The sequence below is a fragment of the Acetobacter oeni genome, from assembly GCF_011516825.1.
Classification (GTDB): Bacteria; Pseudomonadota; Alphaproteobacteria; order Acetobacterales; family Acetobacteraceae; genus Acetobacter; species Acetobacter oeni.
Genome location: NZ_WOTA01000027.1, coordinates 1 through 18,409 on the forward strand (window position 1 = coordinate 1; position 18,409 = coordinate 18,409).

An 18,409-nucleotide genomic window follows, 5' to 3' on the forward strand; every position below is an offset into this window, starting at 1 on the left:
TTTTTAAGCAGAGAGGCTGCCGTTCTGTGCGCTTTGAGGTGTGTCGCGTCGATCATCAGACGTTTCGACCGGGCGGCTCCAGCGAATGAAACGATTGTATAAGGTCTTGTGGGGGCCATACGCTTTCGGAGCATCTTTCCACTGAAGCCCGTTCCGGATGACGTAAACGATCCCACTCAGAACACGCCTGCCATCCACGCGGGGAACGCCGTGCGCCAGCGGAAAATACGGCCTGATCAACTCCATCTGACGCTCGGACAGCAAAAACAGAGCACCCACAGGTTCGCTCCTCCACCTCTCCCTGTGAATCACTGATTGCCAATGAATGCAACAGATTAACAGGTCCTGAGCCTACGTTGTGATGGCACGAAAGTGGCAAAAGGATTAGCGATGACTGGTAGTCGGAGCCGTTACAGCCGCCATGACTGACCGGCGCATCTAAAACCGGAGACTATTAAAGAATCCGCACGGCGATTCGCCGGAGATTGTGCGGAGGAATCATGATTAAATACGATAAGAGCGCATGTCCGTGAGGTGCTGCTGTAATGAGAGCCGGGAGGACCGTGCCGCCGCGTTGGTGGCAAAGGGCATGGCCAAGGCGGGCTGCGCGGCGGGGCAGTCTGTGACGCTCTACCGTCCCACGACTGCGACTGACCCGCTACAGCAAGCGCCGGTCGCATCTCTGTCTGTGCTGTTCGACATCGCGGCTACGATGCCGGCTGTGTCGCCGGCGGTGTGGGGGCACCCGGTCGCATATGCCATGGGTGACATCACTCAGATGCGGGTGGGTGACTACCTGGTGACACAGGCGTCGTCTGTGATTCCGGGTGTGGTGGCTGATACATATTTCATAGCCAGAATCGATCTTTCACGGCCCGCGCTGGTAGTGCGCACTAACGCGGTGATTGATGTTCTGGAATCTGACCCGACATCTGATAACGAGACAGTCGGCTACCGGCAGCCGGAGGGTCCGGTTGCGTCTAAAGACGTGACTGTGGCGACCGGCTGGCCGGTTTCGCTGATCGCGCATGGTGGGAGCAGTCCGCCGACTCATCTTGGGACGGATGTTCCGCGCGGGTCTTATTCTCTCATGATGCCGGCGATACCTGGAGTGCTGATTTATTCCGGCCTGCGCTTCAGGGATGCGACCGGAACGGATTACCACACAAGCTCTGTTGAGCTGTCGGAATTTGGCGTCCGCCTGTCTCTGCTGGAGGATCGCGTTTAAGCTGGCGGGGTGCGTTCACCCCGCCATTTTCGAATCAGCCGTATTGCGTGATGCGCATCCATCCGCCGCCGCCGAGAGCCGGAAAGCTTCCGACTAGACGCGTTGCCATCAGTCTGCCCGTTGGTCGGGACGCCACCGCGATCACCATACCTTGGGGGGGGGTATGCACTTTGACTGAACAGAGCAGCAGCATTTCTGAACATGAAGTCCGCGAAAACGACGATGTGCATTACAGCAAGGATTGAGATGCAACGCTGATAATCCTTCAGAGCCTCCTGCATCGTGTTGTTCATGCGAAAGATCTTTCCACAGTCCATCGTCGGGGCCAAAAGCACAAAACCCGGCTTTGCCTGGAGCGGTCTGACGATTTCGAGGGTGATGTCTTGCTTTTCAGCGGCTTTCGCGACTTTTGATCCGGCATTCCTTTGAGTCAGCCCACGCCAGTTGAACATTCCTCTGTATGGCCACTGGATGGCTTCAGCCAGAGCGCCGACCTCGGTGTGCCCGGTCACCCCTGTTTGCCGGAGTTACGTGCAACGTCAAGGGGATGCCTCGGGTATCAATTGCCATGTGCAGCTTCGATCCCTTCTTTCTTTTAGCGCCATCATCTGTCTGTTCTGCAACAGTCACGCCTAAAGGCAAATTATTCTCCAGGTTCTGTTGACAAAAGACTTTTTCAGGCTGTTGGGATGTGATTCAAAGCTGGTCTTTGCGAAGATCGGTGAATGCGTGGCGACCTACGGGAGGCGAAATTTCCGATTATTCCGGGGCGCGATGCCCTGTTGGTTTTCCGTGGGAACACCGCGCAGGCGTCTCGCTGACAAAGGATATGATAGCGACAGGGTACGGGAGAACCTGCTTTTTCGAAGCATTCTTCCTGTAATCCCACCACGTTCAAATCGTACAGAAAATATCGCCTGCGATTTCCGTTGTTACAGAGATCGCAACCGTATCGAGCGGATGTTCAGCAAGCTGAAGCAGTTTCGCCGTATCGCCACCCGCTATGACAAGACGAGAAAATCCTTCCACGCCTTTCTCAGCCTCGCAGCCGTAAAATGGAACGCCGTGTCACGCTGGCTGATCCCGCAGAGACACAGAGATAATGATCTGAGTGCAGCTATTCGCCATTTGATTTTTCCGGAAGCCAGAACACGGATGCCGGAAAAATCAAATCCGGGCCGTGATTGCCATTACCGGACGCAGACGACGCATAGCGAATATTTATCCGATATGCGCTGCCGCTCTAAATGACTGCGTCTGGGCGACGCGAAGATGCGAACAGGTCAAAGTCTGGGAGCGTTTTCTCGCCACAGTTCGCAGAACACGTTCCACTCTGAGTTGCCCGGCAGAGTGGAAACCAATGCCAGCGCCGGATCTGTTGCAGAGATGCTTCATGTGATGGAAAGAGTTTCATCGTTACACTCGTCGTCCTGGCGCGAGTTTGCTAGGTATCGCGATGAACACGTATTGAACGGAAAGACTTTTCGAGCATGGTCGATGTGAAAACTATGGAAACGGTGGCAGGAGCCACCAGGTCGCCGCCCGAAGCAGGAGCAGACTCAATCGCCGGTGCGGGCCAGCGGAACTCAAGGCCAACTGTTGTCATGGGCGCGCAATATGTCCGTTCCGTTACATTCCGGGTGGTTGATTCAGTCATGCTGCACACCCGGCCGCCCATACGTCCCAACACGTCCCTCATACTCGACGTCAATGCACGGCAGATTACCGAGAACCAGCCGGATTTCGAAGTCGATCTTGGCATGAAGTGTCATGGCGTCGCTGACACGCCGGCGGACGGCAGTCAGCCTCCCACATTATTTGAAGCCGACATCATTTATTCCGGTCTGTTTTCGCTGCGGAACGTCACGGCTGAGACGTTCGAACCCCTGTTGCTCGTTGAAGCGCCCCGCATGATTTTCCCTGCCGCGAGAAATTATCTGGCTGATCTTACCAGGGAAGCAGGCTTCCTCCCGGTTATTCTGCAGCAGTTTGATTTCGATGCTCTCTGGCACTCCCGGCGACAGAAGAAAAACCCGGAATGAAGCCGGGCGGCGCTGCCCGGGAAGGTTGCTTTCGTTCTCTTCGCTGGCATAGATGATAGCCCGCCGATCAGAAAACGAGACGATTGCGCATGTCCCGGTGCCGCTGATCTCCGTGTTATTGAAAACCATAGCGGCATTCCGAAAAGGGAGTGCATGCCGGATTATTATGTGAGGCAGGGTGTCGTCGCAGTCAGTCAGAAAACCGTTATGGGCGCGATTTGATGCCGAATGGTACCGCAGACAATACGCAGTTCATCTCGGTGATCAGGGGCAGGCCGGGACTGATGCGCTCGAAGCTCATTATCTGACTGAAGGGAAAGCGCGAAGCTTCTCTCCAAACCGGTTTTTCGACGAAAAATGGTATTTGTCCGTCAATCCGGATGTCGCGGCGGCCGTCAGACATGGCGGTTTCGGCTCCGGCTTCGATCATTACCACCAAAGTGGCTATAGCGAACGCTCACCCCACTGGCTGTTTTCCGAAACCGGTTATCTGTCGCGCTATCCCGACCTGACACGCTCGACGCTCGATCGCCTCGGTCTCGTCAACGGTTATGACCATTACCTGACTTATGGTGACAGGGAGTTTCGCTCGGGACATCTGTTTTTCGATCCGCGGCTGTTCTACGCGAGGGCGCTCCTGGCGCCCGCGGAAAGCGGAAGCACCGGTGCCCATGCGGCAACCGACATCCCGCAAGCCGGACCGTTCGCCTCCTTCCTCGATCAGCCGTCTCTCGGAAACACAACCCGCGTCAGCTGGTATTTTGATCCGGAGTGGTACCAGGCCACCTATCCTGAAATCGTTACAGCAGTGCAGGATGGTCATTTTGAAAATGTGCTGCATCATTTTCTGACCAATCCGGACGCACAGGCATTCCGGGCGCTGGAATGGTTCAGTGAAGAATATTACCTGGAACTTTATCCCGACATCGGCAGTGCGATCGCGGGCGGCCATGTCCGGTCTGGCTACAATCATTTTGTGCATTATGGCGCGCCCGAGCGCCGCAAGCCTCATCCGGAGGTCGATCTTCAGGCCTATTTCTTCACCGGAAGTGTACGGGCCGACATCGAGAACGGCCTCGTCCGGGATGCTTTCGTACACTGGCTTTCACGCCGCCACAGCCCGGCACCGGATTCGGAAGCCGTCCTGTCTGAGCTGAGAAAATTTGAAGGGCTTGCAGCAAGAAAAGCAGAATCTCTGATTCCGCTGCTGATCAGACAGCCGCTCGATTTTACTCTGAAAGGACCACCCGCGCTCAGCGTTGTCCTTTATGTGCGAAATCGTCTGCCACTGACACTCTCGACATTATCCGCCTTACGCACCACGTTACGCGGCGCGATCGAAGTGATTGTCGTGGATGCCGGGTCACAGGATGACACGGTGCGGCTCGACAGGTTTGCGCGTGGCGTTCGCATCCTGCGTCTTCCGCGCACGACGTCCCGGTCAGATGCACTGAGAACCGCCCTGCCGCATATTACGACGAGCGTCGTTCTCTGGCTTGGTCAGGGGATGCGCGCTGAACACGGCGCGATCGAAGCCGGTCTCGCACATCTGAACGCAGTCCCCCTGGACTCATCCGGACAGGAAACAGCCGGCATCGTAACAGGCAAAATCCTGCGGGCCGATAATCGGATTCTGGAAGCCGGGGCGATCATCTGGCGCGATGGCTCAACGGGTCATTATATGGAAGGTGCTCTGCCGGAAGCGCCTGAGGCCTCGTTTCGCCGTCGTACGGCCTGCGGCACAGCGCCCTTTATTCTGTTCAGCCGCATGCTGGCGGAAACACTCGGAGGATTCGATCCGGCTTTCGAATCCGAAGCCAGCGCTCTGGCTGATTTTTCACTCCGGGCAGGGGAAAATGGCGCGGCCACCCTTTACGAACCGGCCATGCTCGCAATACTCGATATCCGCGATCATGATGATGTAAATTATGACGACATGGATAACGGCACGCTGCTCCGGCGTCATGGTGCCGCGATGCACAGTGCTGAACCACCCTCTCCCGCTCTTCTGACCCGGGCAAGATCACCCCGGGACGCGACACGTCGCATCCTGTTTATTGAGGATCGTATCCCTTTGCGGCACCTCGGCTCGGGTTTTGTCAGGTCGAATGACATTGTACGCACGATGGTCGCGCTCGGGCATGAGGTGACGGTCGCGCCCGTTTATCCTTCCACTGATCCGCTGCCAGTCATCCAAGCCGATTTCCCGCCTGAAGCCGAACTGCTTCATGACCGTGGCTACGATGTATTCGATCGGATGCTTGCTGAACGCAGCGGGGTTTATGATTGTGTGTGGATCGGGCGCACCCACAATCTCGGACGCCTGATGCCGATCCTCATGGGGCAGGCCGCCTGTCTGCCGACCGGAGGCATTGTGCTGGATACGGAGGCGCTGGCAGCTCCGCGGACCGTGCTCCGCGAAGAGGTGCTCGGCCTTCCGCAAACCGCCACTGTCAGTGAGTTACTCGCGAAAGAACTGGCCGACGCGTGGCTTTGCGAGACGATCATCGCGGTTAACGACGTCGATAAAACGGTGTTGCGCGAGGCCGGTTATGACAATGTCGCGGAACTCGGTCATCTGTGTCCCGTCCGGCCAACACCTGCAAAATGGGCGGACAGGCGGGATCTGCTGTTTGTGGGCGCCATTCATGAACCGGATTCTCCGAATCATGACAGCCTGATCTGGTTCGTTCGGGAGGTTCTGCCGCTGCTTACGGAACGTCTGCCGGAAGATGTGCGTTTCACCATCGCGGGTTTTCGCGGCGCGGCTGTCGATCTCAGCGTTCTCGGACGCTCGCCGCGTGTTGAACTCATCGGCCCCGTTGCCGATCCGTCCGAATTTTATCAGACGCATCGTGTCTTTGTCGCACCGACACGATTCGCCGGAGGCATTCCGTTCAAAGTGCATGAGGCCGCTTCTTACGGGCTTCCCGTCGTCGCTTCGTCTCTGCTGTGCAGGCAACTCGGCTGGCGGGACGGCCAGGAGATCGTCTCGGGCGGAACGAACGATCCTCAGCGTTTTGCGGATCGTCTGGCTGACCTGTATTCCGATGAAGAACTCTGGAACGCCGTGCGTGCCGGTTCACTCCGGGCTCTTGAGAGCGAAAACAGTGAAAAAGCTTACACAGTTCGTCTCAACGCAATTCTGCAGAATGTTTTCACCAGTTCAGATCGTATGACACGCTGAAATCTGTATTAAACCGAGAAAAATATGATGGCGGGGATTTTTCCCGTCCTCAACGAAACGGATGAAGCACGAAAAGAACCAGGACAAACGCGGCCTGTCTGATTTCAGCCCCGGCAGAATGCTCTGTTGTACCTGAAAAAGAGTTTTGAAAATTCCGGATATTCTTCCTGAAATACGAAAACGTCTTCTGTCCACAAAGCAAAAAATGAAAAAAAATCTTCCGGAATCGATACGAGAAGATATAAATCTTATTTTCCTCTGAAAAATAAATAAAAAATCCGGCCTGACGGGATAAATTTATTCAACCAGCAGAAGATTTATGAACCATTCGTGGATTCACACGATATAGTTTCCTGTGTCTGAAAAGATTTCTTTGCTTTTTGATTGTCGCACGGAATAACCCCGAACGCGCGACGCCGGTTTATGCATGAATATATCAGAAGGAAGCACGATGGGGCAGCATTGGTACACTACCTTGGTATCAGAGCTCAGAGTGACCGTAGACTGGCTTCCGCCGCCCATTGCGTCCGTTCTTCTGCTCTGCCTCGTCGCCTTCATCGCCATGATGTTCGGTCGCGTCATTACCAGCGCCATACCGCGTCTGCCAGGATTGCGACGGATTACTGTCATCCACGACATCGCAGATAATCTGCGAAATTACGTTCGTGGTCTGCTGATGATCATTGCCGCCAGCGCGGCGCTCCCGGCAACCGAAGGATTTTCGCCCACAACAGACTATGTGCTTGGAAAGACGTTCGCCTGTCTTTTCATCATGACCCTCGGATTTGGAATTATCCGGGCTTTTCGTCTTGGGACCAACAGATATCTGGAACGTATCACACGACGGGAAAGCGTCGATGATATCGTCGTCCGGTCGCATCAGACGCAGATCAGAGTTCTCCGGCGGCTGATCGAAATTACCTTCGGCGTCGTCGTTGTTGCCGCGGCCCTCATGGTTTTTCCGGCCGTGCGGCAATATGGCATCTCGCTCTTTGCATCCGCCGGCGCCGCCTCTCTTGTGATAGGTCTTTCTGCCCGCTCGGTCTTTTCAAACCTGATCGCCGGCATTCAGATTGCCATGACCCAGCCTATCCGTATGGAGGATATGCTTATTCTCAACGGAGACTGGGCCTGGGTCGAGGAAATCAACGCGACCTATGTCGTTCTCCGCACATGGGACCGGCGGCGCTATATCGTCCCGATTTCGTATTTTCTCGAAAATCCGTTTCAGAACTGGACACACAGTTCTCCGTCACTGATCGGCACGGTGTTTCTCTGGCTCGATTACCAGACGCCGGTCAGCCGTGTGCGGGAAATCTTCTATGAAGAACTGGCGAAATGTCCCGACTGGGACAAGGACCGTTCACAGACGGGCTGTCAGGTCAGCGACAGCAGCACGAATTCGATTACACTGCGCCTGATCGCAGCGGCGGCAGATGCCAACGGCATGTGGAATCTCTGCTGCGATATTCGTGAACGCATACTGGAGCGGCTGCGCCATGAGATGCCGGAAACGCTGCCCAGAGGGCGCACCGCCATCGTGCCGGGAACGCCAGATGAGTCGGCTTGGCCGGCTTCACTCATCTCTCCACCCGTCAACCGCCCTGACCAGGGCGCTTACAAAGGACCGGATATCAGCGGAAAACCTTCACAGGGGCCGGGCAGTATCGCCGCACCGGGCTGAGCAGCGCGCGGTAAGGTTACGAATGATGGCCGGACAGCGGCTCCGGATCATTGTCCATGCCACCACCTCCGCCCATTCCGCCACCATCAGCGCCGCCTCCCTTTCCACCACCATCTCTGCCGACTTCTCCCTTGTCGCGTCCTCCTGAACCGGACGGACGGGTCGGCCCCTGTTTCGGCAGCAGCAGATCAGACGGCACGGGATCGAGATCAAGCGCTTTACGGATGAAATTCCGTAACGCCACAACCAGCTCATGCGTGTGTACCGCACGCCCTTCCGCCAGCTCCGTGGCCGCCCGGGCCGCCATGCGAACATGCTCTCCGGTTCCCAGCAGGATCACATCGGAGAGCGCGGCCTCAACGGCGTCCCGGATACGCCGCGCACGATCAGACCCGCCGGAAAGGTCCAGCGGAGCCGCTTCGTCGGAACTGCCATTGCGCAGCTTCATATCCCGCCGATGGGTCGGATCAACGCTCAGATCGCCGGTAAATGAGCCGCCCAGGGTTTTATAAGCCGCAATCAGCGTCCTGAGTCGTTCATTGATCTGACGATTCAAACGTTCTCTTCGCTGCTGAATGGTCAGCATCATCACCAGACGAACGCCGACACCGGTCAGCGTGAACAGACCCAGCCCGATGGCGGTTGCCAGAACACTGTGCCATGAACTGAAATCAAGAGTACGCAACCGGGCCTCCCTTCACTCCTGCCGGGGCGCCATAGCGCAGCATCAGCAGACCTGTCCCGGCAAAACCGGCCGCGGCATCAGATAACAGTTTCCGAAGCCGCAGTATCAGCAAGCAGCACGACCGCATTTTCATCCGCTATGACAGTCATGGTGGTTTCGCCGGTGACGGCAGCAGCATCTCCGGCAGCAAGCATATCATTACCGATCGTCACGCGCCCAGAAACCACGATCAGGTATAAGGCCCGTCCGGTCGTCGTGTCATAACATGCCCCTTCGCCGGCAGGGATGCACGCATCCATCAGCCGGGAACGCGACCGGATCGTGACCGGGGAGCCATCCGTGATGTCCTGTGTTTCCTCCGGATCATCCTCCGGAAATCCGGAGGCCAGGATGCGGAACCCACCATCTTCCAGAGCGGGAAACGCAAGGCGCGTCTCCTGTGACGGCTCGCCACCTTCCTCGTCAGGCAGAAACCAGAACTGGAGAAATGTCGCGCCATCGGCCCCCGCTCGCCATTCGAGACGCGACACACCTTCGCCCGTGCTGACCGCATGGAGCCCGCCGACGCCGATGCATTCAGCGGGAAAGCCTTCGACGGATGTCGACAACGCTCCATCCAGCAACCATGTCAGAATATCGATGCTGGCTTCAGGACCGATACGATATATTTCACCCGGCGCGGAAGTGGCGGCATTCAGCGCTCTCAGTCGTCCGCAGCAGCCACAGGCCGGATTGGTATACGTCCGGAACGAAAAATGACAGCGCAGCGGGATCCCCTGGTCCCGCACCACGCCGAGCGATGCCTGCCGGCGTACCACGATCATCGCACGGCCCTTACATTGCGAACGGATACCGCAGGATAAGTGGTCTCCCAGCCTCCGCCCAGGGCGCGATAGAGGCTGGTCACCGACCGGGAGACCTGTGTGCTCGCCTCAGCCAGAGCACTCTGCGAAGACAGCAGTGCATTCTGCAGGGTCAGCACATTCAGAAAGTCGGAAGAGCCCTGCACATACTGCATCTGCGCCGTATCGACCGCGATCTGGTTTTCATGCACGGCCTCGGCCAGACGGTCCCGCTCCGTCTGCGCGGCGGAAAAATCCGCCATTGCATCGTCGATTTCCTGCCAGGCTTTCAGAACGGTCCGTTGCAGCATAATGGCGGCCTCCCGCTGCTGAGCCTTACGAAGATGAAGCTGACCGCTCAGACGACCGCCTTCAAAAAGCGGAAGCGTTGCCGTCGGGCCGAAACCGTACTGGCGCGAAGCCCATGATCCGAGACCGCTGAACTGAAGCGCCTGGATATCGAGGCTGCCGGACAGCGTGACCCGCGGGAAGAAATCGGCGATGGCCACACCGATACTGGCCGTCGCGGCATGAAGCTGGTCTTCCGCCATACGGATATCGGGGCGCCGGTCTGCCAGTTCCGAGGGCAGCCCCGTCGGCACGGAAGCCGGGACAGGAGGAATAGCCCCCGCATGACCGAGTTGCGCGGTCAGGGCGCCCGGCTCCCGCGCGACCAGGAAACTCAGCGCGTTAATCAGATGGATTTCCTGACTCTTCAACGCCGGCATGCGGGATTCGAAAGTGTGAAGCTGCCCGGTTGATTCAGCCACATCCAGCCGCGTCGCCGCACCCTGCTGATAGCGCAGCGTCGTCAGCCGCACGCTGTGCTGCGTGATTTCAATGTTGTGCTGAAGAATACCGATCTGAACCTGGATGCCGCGAAGATCGACGTAATCCTGCGCCGTCTCGGCCATGAGCGACACCATAACATCACGGCGCATTTCTTCCGTGCCACGCATCGCTGCTGTCGCCGCTTCGACCTGCCGACGGACATGGCCCCAGAAATCCACTTCCCAGGAGGCGCTCATACCGTACTGGGGCAGATTGAAGGACGGATTGCCGACGCTCCCGGGCAGCGCCGTCGGTCCGAAGCCCGGCGAGCCGCTGGCAATGGTCCCGGCGCCTTCGCGCTCCATTGTTCCCAGCAGGCCCAGAACGCCATTCGTGCTCGCCCGCTCCCGTCCGTACGACGCAGCGGCTTCCGCATGCGGGAACCGCGCCGCGCTGGCGATACGCCGTTCCGCGACGCTTTCGGCCAGACGATAAGCCGCCGCTCTCAGATCGAGATTATCCGTCGCGACCTGCTTTTCGAGCGCGGTCAGCACCGGATCGTTGAACAGACGCCACCAGTCGGGATCAATCTTTGTCACGGCAGGGCGGCTTTCCGCCGGAGTCATGCTCTCATGCCAGACCGCCGGCGCATGGACGTCCGGTTTGTGGAAATCCGGCCCCACAGTGCATCCCGCGAGGACGATGAAGCTCGGCAACAGAGTGGCCGCCTGGAACAGTCCGGCCTTCATACGACCGTTACCGCCAGACATAGCGGGCATCGTTCGCATGAGGTCCGCCCGGTTGCGAAGCGGTGTCGATACTGACCTCAACGGACATCCCGACACGCACCTTCGAGACAAGCGCCTGCCCGGGATCGAAAGTGAGTTTGACCGGAACACGCTGCACGACCTTGGTGAAGTTGCCTGTCGCGTTGTCCGGCTGAATCGGCGCGAAAGCGACCCCGGTGGCCGGCGCCAGTGAGTCGACATGCGCCTTCAGAGGGTGACCGGGGAAAGTATCGACCCGGATCGTGGCGGTCTGTCCGGTCTGGACGCGGGTCAACTGCGTTTCCTGGAAATTGCCGAGAACATAGGCAGCCTGTGTCGGAACGACAGCCAGAATACCGGTGCCCGAATGGACATAGGCGCCAACGCGAACGCCACGTTCACCGACCACGCCATCAACAGGCGCGGGGATGGTGCAGTAAGAGAGATTCAGCGCGGCCTGTTTTTCATCGCCCTGCGCCCGCAGCAACACGCCCTGAGCGCGCTGCAACTGCGCTTTCAGCACAGCAACCTGCCTGACAGAAGCATCCACGGCCGCCTGATCCCGGGCGACAACGGCATTTGCCTCTTTTTCGCGGGATTCCGAAGACTGTTTCTGTTCGATCGTGCCTGCCCCGCCTGAAGACAGATTGCGGTAACGCACGGCATTCTCCTGCGCGAACCGGAGCGCCGCCTGATCGGACAGGACAGCCGCCCTGGCACCGGCAATCAGCGAATCCTGCCGGGCCAGTTCAGCCTCGAGATTGGCAACATCGCCCTGCGCCGCAAGGACATTACCTTTCGCCACATCGAGCGCGGCCCGGTAATCATCATCCTCGATATGCGCCAGTTCCTCACCCGCCCGGACCTGCTCATTGTCCTGCGCAATCACCCGGTCGATACGTCCGGAGACTTTCGGGGCGACTGTAGTGAAATCCGCCGTAACATAGGCATCATTGGTGTACTGATCGACACCATTACCCATAACCAGACGATCTCCGGCCCAGGCTGCGAAAGAAAGAACAACTGCGGCGCAGCCGGCGTAAAGAAGAGGTTTTTTATAGATCATGATTACGGCTTTTTCGGAAAGTCAGCCGACGGGCGCGGCGGAAGATGGGGGCCGGGGCGGAAAGACCCGGTGCGGCAGAACAAGATTGAGAGCGGCGTATCCGAGACAGACCCAGATCAGCACGAAGTAGATATCATTCAGGGCCAGAACGAGCGCCTGTTCGTGGACGTAGGTATGGAAAACCTGGAGAGAATTTCGGGCGACATGCGCGGCGTCAGGCGATGTTCCCGAGAGTTGCCCGCTGATGGGATTCCCCATGCCCTGCAAAGCCAGGCCGTGTGTGCCGTGATGATCCAGCAGCATGGTGGAGTGATACTGCTCGCGGCGACGCGTCAGTGCGGAAAACAGCGCGAAGGCGACGGCATTGGCCAGACCTTTAAGCATGTTCACCATGCCGGAGATAAACGGTCCGTCAGCCGGCCCCATCGCCAGGGTTGCCAGCATCAGAGTCGGAATCACCGTCATGGGCTGTCCGAAAACCTGAAGGATCTGCAAGGGATAAAAATTATCCCGAACCCAGTCCGAAGTCAGCCAGGTTCCCAGCCACGCGGCCCCGGCCAGGCAGAGCATGCCCCCTGCCAGCACGTAGCGGCAATCGACTTTGCGGCTGTTACAGATCGCGGCGATCAGAGGCAGCATGAGCAGCTGCGGCAAAGCGACCACCAGCGAAACCGGCGCGGCCTGAATCGGCCGATATCCCCGCACCGCCTCCAGATACGTCGCCGGAATATCGCCCATCAGCGCGCAGATCGCGAGAATACCGACCAGGGACAGCAGAGAGGCCTGAATATTCCGGCTTTTCCAGTACTGAACCCGGAAATACGGGCTGGGATGAAAAGCTTCGTTGATGACGAAAACGATAAACGCCGCGACCCCCCAGAAGGTCAGCCCGGTGATTACCGGCGAGCGGAACCAGTCCAGCCGGTCGCCCTGATACAGCACGATCACCAGGGAACAGATTGCCGGAAGCCCGGTCAGAATTCCAAACCAGTTGAATTTCTCAAACCGCTCCAGATGCACCGGATCACGTGGCAGCCCGTACGCCATCATCGCGACCGACAACGCAGCCAGCGGAATGATTTCCCAGTAGAGCCAGTGCCACCCGGCGTCCTCGAACCAGAACGCCTCCAGTGGCAGACCCAGGTTGGGACCGAAGGTCGCGCTCATCGCATATCCGCCAATGCCGAAAACCCGGATTTCCGGCGGCAGATATTTAAGCATCACAGTCATCAGAACCGGCGGCAGACAGCCTGCGGTCAGCCCCTGAAACCCCCGCAGGATACAGAGCGATGTCACATCCGGCATGAACGGCGCCGGGATCGACAGCAGCGCCATTGCGGCTGTCATGAAAATGGAAAAACGGTAGATCGAGAACGTCATGTAGAACCACGGCGTGAACGCCATGGCGGCAATGTTGAACGCCTCGTAGATCGCAATCAGCCACGTACCTTCATCGTGCCCGATATGCATTGCGCCTCGAATGTCGGAGAGACCGATCTCGGTGACATGTTCGTTAAACCCCGCGACATGCACGGCGAGCAGCATCCCGAGAGCACCGATAACCGTGCGGAGCCCGAAAGGCGGGATATAGGAGGGCCCTGGAGGTGAGGCATGAATCACCGGCGCGGCGGCAGAAAACTGCGGAGCGTCTACCGGGCGAACCGGGCCGGTCGCCCGTTCCGGAGAGGGTGAAGCCGATTGCATGGCACCTATGATGCCCGGAAAGAGGACCGGGAATACCCCTGTTTCCGGCAACCATAGATTCCACTTTCCGGATTGATCACCGCTCGCTTCTTCGTTCAGCGAAGTCTAAAAGTGGAAGGATGCGTGGATATGATCTCGATCTGTTGCGTTACCTCCAGGTTCTGATCGAGGAGGAAAGCGTCTCGGCGTCCGCCCGGCGTCTGAAAGTCAGCGAACCCGCCATGAGCCGGCACCTGGCCAGGCTGCGCGAGGTGTTCAGAGACCCGATCCTCGTTCAGTCCGGTCGCCGGATGACGGCCTCGTCTTTCGCTCTCGGAATTCTGGATCGCGTGCAGGAGGTCGTCCGTGCGGCTGACAGCCTTATCGAAACCCGCGCGCTGGCGAATCTGCACAATATGACGCCGACTTTCACCGTCCGCGCCAACGATCTGATCATCGCCGCCCTCGGCCTGCCCCTGCTCAGCGCATTGCGGCGGGACTGTCCGCAATGCGAACTGGTTTTCGCCCCGGAAGTGGACGATCCCGCCAGCGATCCGCTGCGTCATGACAGCATAGATCTCTATATCGGCGCCACCGACATCATGAAGCCGGAGATCCGCCGCCAGACCATCTTTCGCGATACGATGCGGGCCCTGGTCAGAAAAGACCATCCGATCTTCGCCGGGGAGATCACGCCGGAAACCATGGTTCGGTATGAATATATCAGCGTTTCCCGGCGAGGCCGCGCCCACGGTCCGATCGATACGATTCTGCGCGACCAGTATGGTCTTACCCGCCGGATCGCCATGGTCGTCCCGAACTATCACGCAATGGTCGAGAGCATGAAAGATACAGACCTCATTCTGCCGCTGCCTGGACTGGTTCTGGACAATATCTCCGTCGCGGCTCTCGGTCTCGCAGCATTCGAATTTCCGCTGTCGCTGCCCTTTATCGAAGCGTTTCAGGCCTGGCATCCCAGACGGGATACGGACCCGGTCCATCGCTGGTTCCGCGAGACCCTGTTCCGTGTTTCACGCACTACACTCCGTCGTTACAACGCGCCCTGAACCAGGCATGCCCGGCTCCGTTTTTTACTGAGGTCAGGCGGGTCGTTTGCTCCTGCCGGACACACGCTGGCATCAAAATCCCTGTCCGTTCATAATGGCCGGTATGAAACAGCACGGCACTCAAACCAGCCTACCTCTTCAGCCCGAGGCATCGTCCCGTCTCAGGACGCGAGCGGAACGTCACGCCGCAGGCGCGCAGCTCCGCAAAAGCGTATGCCGTACCAGCCAGGCGGAATGGGCCGTCAGATCGGACCGCACGCAACCGGCTGTCACTCTGGCCGCGCAGGGGAAAACCCGCATTCAGGAACTGCTGCCGATCCGCTACGCACGGATGAAAGCCTCTCCGTTTGCGTTCCTGCGCGGGGCCGCCGCCGTCATGGCAGCCGACCTGGCACATACGCCATCGACCGGCCTCACCGTGCAGGCCTGCGGCGACTGTCATCTCGCCAATTTCGGCAGTTACGCGTCTCCGGAAGGAGTTCCGGTCTTCGATATTAACGACTTCGATGAAACACTGACCGCCCCGTTCGAATGGGATATCAAGCGTCTTGGTACATCGCTTGTGCTCGCGGGCCTCGAATCAGGCATGTCGGACAAGGCCGCCCGGGCGCTTCCGGAAGAGATGGCCCTGACATACACGGTTCAGATGACGCGTCTGGCGGAACTCAGCCCGATTGAAATCTGGACCGACCGGATCGATCTGACATCCGCCGTCGCACAGTTTGAAGACCGCAAAGTCCGGGCACGCGTTCAGGCTGAGCTCACCCGCCGCCTCGACAGTGCCCGAAATCATTTCGGACTGGTCGCGGATAACGGGCCGGCCCCCTCCCTTCGGGAATGTCCGCCCCTCGTCATGCGCCTGCCCGCCGAGGAAGATACGATCCGGCATGCTTTCGCGCGTTATTGCGCGACGCAGCCCCCCGAACGCCTGGCCCTGCTGGATCGCTACCGTCTGAAGGATGTGGTGTTCAAAGTTGTCGGGATCGGCAGCGTCGGCACCTTCTGTGCCATAGGTCTGTTCGCTACCGCTGACAGCGAAACACTCCTCCTGCAGATCAAGGAAGCCCGGACTTCCGTTCTCGCCCCTTTCACGGCTCCGGATCATTTTCATAACCAGGGGGAGCGCGTTGTGACCGGCCAGCGCATCACCCAGGCAGTCTCGGATTCCTTTCTTGGCTGGACGCATAGTGATGGTCCGCAGTCAGACGCAACCGGTACCGCGCCAGACCTTTCAGGTGCGGGCCGGCAATTTTATGTCCGCCGCCTCAAGGACAGTCGCCTTGCCGCCATTGGCGCGGATTTCGCACAGCAGGGACTGACGGACTACGCAAAACTCTGCGGCAGAACCCTTGCCCGCGCTCACGCCCGTTCTGGGGATGTCGTGGCCATTGCCGGATATATTGGTAAGGGAACAGCTTTCGCGAATGCGATCAGCGCGTTTTCCGCCGCCTATGCAAAACAGACGCACCGGGACTGGGCGGCGTTCACCGCAGCTCTTAAAGGTAATAATCTCACTGTCCCGCCTGCGTCGGTTTAGCCGCTGATCGCCTCAGGCTAATCAGCGCCGGATTAGCCTGAGGCGATCAGCTTTCACGGACTTCGCTCAAAACAGAAAATTTTATTTCTGCTATATATAAAATAATAAGCCGTTATTTAAAATAAATGCGTTTCCCGGTTCTGTTTAATCCGGTCTGATAAACGCACGGTTACGTCCGGTTCCATCCGCCAAACCGCAAAAAGTCGATGGACAGGCCGTTTGCGGTTCAGCGGGAGAATGTTATAATCACGGTAATTATGTAAATGAATGCTCACGAAATAAGGTTCTGGTGAATTTAATGAGTAAATACAATTACAGCTTGGTGACGTGTGCCCGATGGGAAAAAGACTGCATTCAGGAATGGCTTGTTTATCACAGATCAATAGGCTTCGATCATGTTTATATTTATTGCAATGATGATCGGCCCGATGATTTATATGAAAAAATTCTCCCTTTTATTATTGGCACAGAACCCTACGTAACATTCCTGCATCACCCGAAAAAGGGCGACCAGAATGGGATGTATATGCATTTTCTGGCAAATTTCCGCCAGGAAACCGAAAGATTTATGTGTCTGGATGTCGATGAATTTGTGTGTATCCGTCATACAAACAGCATCGACGCTCTTGTCAAAGATGGCCTGGATGATTGCGATGACATCGTGTTTAACTGGGTCTGGTTTGGAAACAGCGGTTTTGTCGAGCGCCCTAAAGGATCTGTTCTTCTTAATTACACAAACAGAGCCGGAAGCGTCTTTATTCTGACCAAACATCTGATTAAATCGTCAGTATTCGACGAAAAAATCAGACCGGAAAATCTTGAGGTTATCTTTCATCACAGAATTTCACCGAAAGATCACCCCGGGCTAACCGTCAGAAATGTTCTCGGCGAGGATTATACCAGTTTTATAGACGGTTCTGACGATGAGAAATCTCAGTACCTCGCTCATGAAAACCGCATGCATCGTATGCTGGAAAAAGCCTGTATTTTTCATTATGCCTTCAAATCTGAGAAGGACCTTCTGGCGCGTGCGCAGCGGGGAACGGATGGCGATTTCGGAGGGCAGACGATCTGGAAAGATCTTTATGAAAGCGGCAATTTACAGGGATTTTTTGCGCCTCTGAATGCCGTGAAAGACACATATCTCCGCTCTTACTGGATGCGGCTGCTTCTGAAAGGAAAACAGTCGACTACGGATTCCAGCCAGACCCGCCATATAAATATCGCTCGTTTTGGTATTGCCGATCAGAGTTCGGTTTCTCCCTGGTCAGTCGGCAAAACCACACGCGATGACGCATCTAACGGCGTCAACGGAATCCTTGACGGAACTTATCACTTCCACACGAATATCGATCCGGAACCGTGGTGGATATTAACCTTCCCCGATCCGGTCGTTATCCGTTCAGTCGTGCTGCATAACCGCCCCGATGTCCCGGCTCGCGCGGAAGGCCTCATCGTCGAAGTCAGACTCCCCAGTGGTGAATGGGGTCAACTCGGAACATGGAATTCGATCATTTCTGTCGGAGAGGACATTCTCAGACCATTTGCCATTACTCCCGAACATCCTGTTGTGTGCGATATTCTTCGCCTGCGACTTCCCCGGGAAGAATATCTGCACCTGAGTCAGGTGGAAGTGATCGGGGATATTATTTCGTAATACCAACAACACCCTCCCTGAACTGTTGCTGAATCCCCGGACCTTTGTCCGGAAGACCGACAAAATCGGCATTTGAAACACGTCGGAAGCGCACAGAGGTGGCATCCATACGCTGAGACAGATTTCTGCTGTCCGGTTCAGTCTCAGCGATCGTATGCAGAAGAGCGCAATATTTTCTGCGTGCTGTCATCCT

General features: G+C 57.3%; 15 protein-coding genes and 1 pseudogene. 8 read left to right on the top strand and 8 right to left on the bottom strand.

The genetic code is table 11. The annotated features are described in order from the left end of the window. Nucleotides 1-246 (bottom strand): annotated as a pseudogene (locus GOB90_RS14740) (transposase); the annotation flags it as partial. A 277-nt stretch (nt 247-523) separates the two neighbouring features. On the opposite strand from GOB90_RS14740, the gene GOB90_RS14745 reads away from it, so the two are divergent. Beyond that, nucleotides 524-1,228, top strand: coding sequence for a hypothetical protein (locus GOB90_RS14745; RefSeq protein WP_146890824.1), 705 nt, complete (start codon nt 524-526; stop codon nt 1,226-1,228). Here the strand turns inward: GOB90_RS14745 and GOB90_RS14750 are convergent. Beyond that, complete coding sequence (locus tag GOB90_RS14750; protein WP_146890827.1) at nt 1,225-1,740, bottom strand: hypothetical protein; 516 nt, start codon at nt 1,738-1,740, stop codon at nt 1,225-1,227. The two genes, GOB90_RS14745 and GOB90_RS14750, sit on opposite strands and share 4 nt — an antisense overlap. Next, a complete protein-coding gene (locus tag GOB90_RS19825; RefSeq protein WP_373322089.1) occupies nt 1,706-1,798 on the bottom strand; it encodes a hypothetical protein in 93 nt (30 codons plus the stop codon). The genes GOB90_RS14750 and GOB90_RS19825 overlap by 35 nt, the downstream gene beginning before the upstream one ends. A 204-nt stretch (nt 1,799-2,002) precedes the next feature. Here GOB90_RS19825 and GOB90_RS19830 point away from each other — a divergent pair, with 204 nt between their 5' ends. From GOB90_RS19830 to GOB90_RS14775, 4 genes are all read left to right on the top strand, one after another. Continuing rightward, nucleotides 2,003-2,479: a transposase gene (locus GOB90_RS19830; RefSeq protein WP_373322088.1), complete on the top strand. Its 477-nt coding sequence runs from the start codon at nt 2,003-2,005 to the stop codon at nt 2,477-2,479. 239 nt (nt 2,480-2,718) lie between these two features. Further along, nucleotides 2,719-3,270 (top strand): protein-export chaperone SecB, encoded by a 552-nt coding sequence (locus GOB90_RS14765; RefSeq protein ID WP_146890830.1) that lies wholly within the window; start codon nt 2,719-2,721, stop codon nt 3,268-3,270. 178 nt (nt 3,271-3,448) lie between these two features. Continuing rightward, entirely contained in the window at nt 3,449-6,457 is a 3,009-nt protein-coding gene (locus tag GOB90_RS14770) for a glycosyltransferase (RefSeq protein ID WP_146890833.1), read from the top strand. A gap of 427 nt (nt 6,458-6,884) precedes the next feature. Further along, nucleotides 6,885-8,141 carry a mechanosensitive ion channel family protein gene (locus tag GOB90_RS14775; RefSeq protein ID WP_242012070.1) on the top strand — a complete coding sequence of 419 codons (1,257 nt, stop codon included), beginning with the start codon at nt 6,885-6,887 and terminating at the stop codon, nt 8,139-8,141. Between the two features lie 16 nt (nt 8,142-8,157). On the opposite strand, the gene GOB90_RS14780 is transcribed toward GOB90_RS14775, so the two are convergent. The 5 genes from GOB90_RS14780 to GOB90_RS14800 all read right to left on the bottom strand — a co-directional run bounded on the left by GOB90_RS14780 (nt 8,158) and on the right by GOB90_RS14800 (nt 13,976). Next, nucleotides 8,158-8,826, bottom strand: coding sequence for a hypothetical protein (locus GOB90_RS14780; RefSeq protein ID WP_146890836.1), 669 nt, complete (start codon nt 8,824-8,826; stop codon nt 8,158-8,160). 77 nt (nt 8,827-8,903) lie between these two features. Then, nucleotides 8,904-9,650, bottom strand: a complete 747-nt coding sequence (locus GOB90_RS14785) for a pirin family protein (protein ID WP_146890840.1) — start codon at nt 9,648-9,650, stop codon at nt 8,904-8,906. Further along, nucleotides 9,647-11,209, bottom strand: coding sequence for an efflux transporter outer membrane subunit (locus tag GOB90_RS14790; RefSeq protein WP_146890910.1), 1,563 nt, complete (start codon nt 11,207-11,209; stop codon nt 9,647-9,649). Before GOB90_RS14790 ends, GOB90_RS14785 begins: the two co-directional genes overlap by 4 nt. Next, the gene (locus tag GOB90_RS14795) at nt 11,196-12,272 is read right to left on the bottom strand and encodes an HlyD family secretion protein (protein WP_146890842.1); all 1,077 of its coding nucleotides are present in this window, start codon (nt 12,270-12,272) and stop codon (nt 11,196-11,198) included. The genes GOB90_RS14790 and GOB90_RS14795 overlap by 14 nt, the downstream gene beginning before the upstream one ends. A gap of 21 nt (nt 12,273-12,293) precedes the next feature. Continuing rightward, a complete protein-coding gene (locus GOB90_RS14800) occupies nt 12,294-13,976 on the bottom strand; it encodes an MFS transporter (RefSeq protein ID WP_242012071.1) in 1,683 nt (560 codons plus the stop codon). Between the two features lie 119 nt (nt 13,977-14,095). Here GOB90_RS14800 and GOB90_RS14805 point away from each other — a divergent pair, with 119 nt between their 5' ends. The 3 genes from GOB90_RS14805 to GOB90_RS14815 all read left to right on the top strand — a co-directional run bounded on the left by GOB90_RS14805 (nt 14,096) and on the right by GOB90_RS14815 (nt 18,216). Beyond that, nucleotides 14,096-15,022 carry a LysR family transcriptional regulator gene (locus tag GOB90_RS14805; protein WP_146890844.1) on the top strand — a complete coding sequence of 309 codons (927 nt, stop codon included), beginning with the start codon at nt 14,096-14,098 and terminating at the stop codon, nt 15,020-15,022. Nucleotides 15,023-15,125: 103 nt separating this feature from the next. Beyond that, nucleotides 15,126-16,559: a DUF2252 domain-containing protein gene (locus GOB90_RS14810; protein WP_146890846.1), complete on the top strand. Its 1,434-nt coding sequence runs from the start codon at nt 15,126-15,128 to the stop codon at nt 16,557-16,559. Nucleotides 16,560-16,857: 298 nt separating this feature from the next. Continuing rightward, nucleotides 16,858-18,216: a glycosyltransferase family 2 protein gene (locus GOB90_RS14815; RefSeq protein ID WP_146890849.1), complete on the top strand. Its 1,359-nt coding sequence runs from the start codon at nt 16,858-16,860 to the stop codon at nt 18,214-18,216. The last annotated feature ends 193 nt before the right edge of the window (nt 18,217-18,409 follow it).

Excerpts from the sequence above, each read along its gene's own strand:
- GOB90_RS14795 (WP_146890842.1), bottom strand. The coding sequence starts at position 12,272 with ATGATCTATAAAAAACCTCTTCTTTACGCCGGCTGCGCCGCAGTTGTT.
- GOB90_RS14745 (WP_146890824.1), top strand. The coding sequence starts at position 524 with ATGTCCGTGAGGTGCTGCTGTAATGAGAGCCGGGAGGACCGTGCCGCC.
- GOB90_RS14790 (WP_146890910.1), bottom strand. The coding sequence starts at position 11,209 with ATGTCTGGCGGTAACGGTCGTATGAAGGCCGGACTGTTCCAGGCGGCC.
- GOB90_RS19825 (WP_373322089.1), bottom strand. The coding sequence starts at position 1,798 with ATGGCAATTGATACCCGAGGCATCCCCTTGACGTTGCACGTAACTCCG.
- GOB90_RS14800 (WP_242012071.1), bottom strand. The coding sequence starts at position 13,976 with ATGCAATCGGCTTCACCCTCTCCGGAACGGGCGACCGGCCCGGTTCGC.
- GOB90_RS14765 (WP_146890830.1), top strand. The coding sequence starts at position 2,719 with ATGGTCGATGTGAAAACTATGGAAACGGTGGCAGGAGCCACCAGGTCG.
- GOB90_RS14775 (WP_242012070.1), top strand. The coding sequence starts at position 6,885 with ATGAATATATCAGAAGGAAGCACGATGGGGCAGCATTGGTACACTACC.
- GOB90_RS14805 (WP_146890844.1), top strand. The coding sequence starts at position 14,096 with ATGCGTGGATATGATCTCGATCTGTTGCGTTACCTCCAGGTTCTGATC.
- GOB90_RS14810 (WP_146890846.1), top strand. The coding sequence starts at position 15,126 with ATGAAACAGCACGGCACTCAAACCAGCCTACCTCTTCAGCCCGAGGCA.
- GOB90_RS19830 (WP_373322088.1), top strand. The coding sequence starts at position 2,003 with ATGCCCTGTTGGTTTTCCGTGGGAACACCGCGCAGGCGTCTCGCTGAC.
- GOB90_RS14785 (WP_146890840.1), bottom strand. The coding sequence starts at position 9,650 with ATGATCGTGGTACGCCGGCAGGCATCGCTCGGCGTGGTGCGGGACCAG.
- GOB90_RS14815 (WP_146890849.1), top strand. The coding sequence starts at position 16,858 with ATGAGTAAATACAATTACAGCTTGGTGACGTGTGCCCGATGGGAAAAA.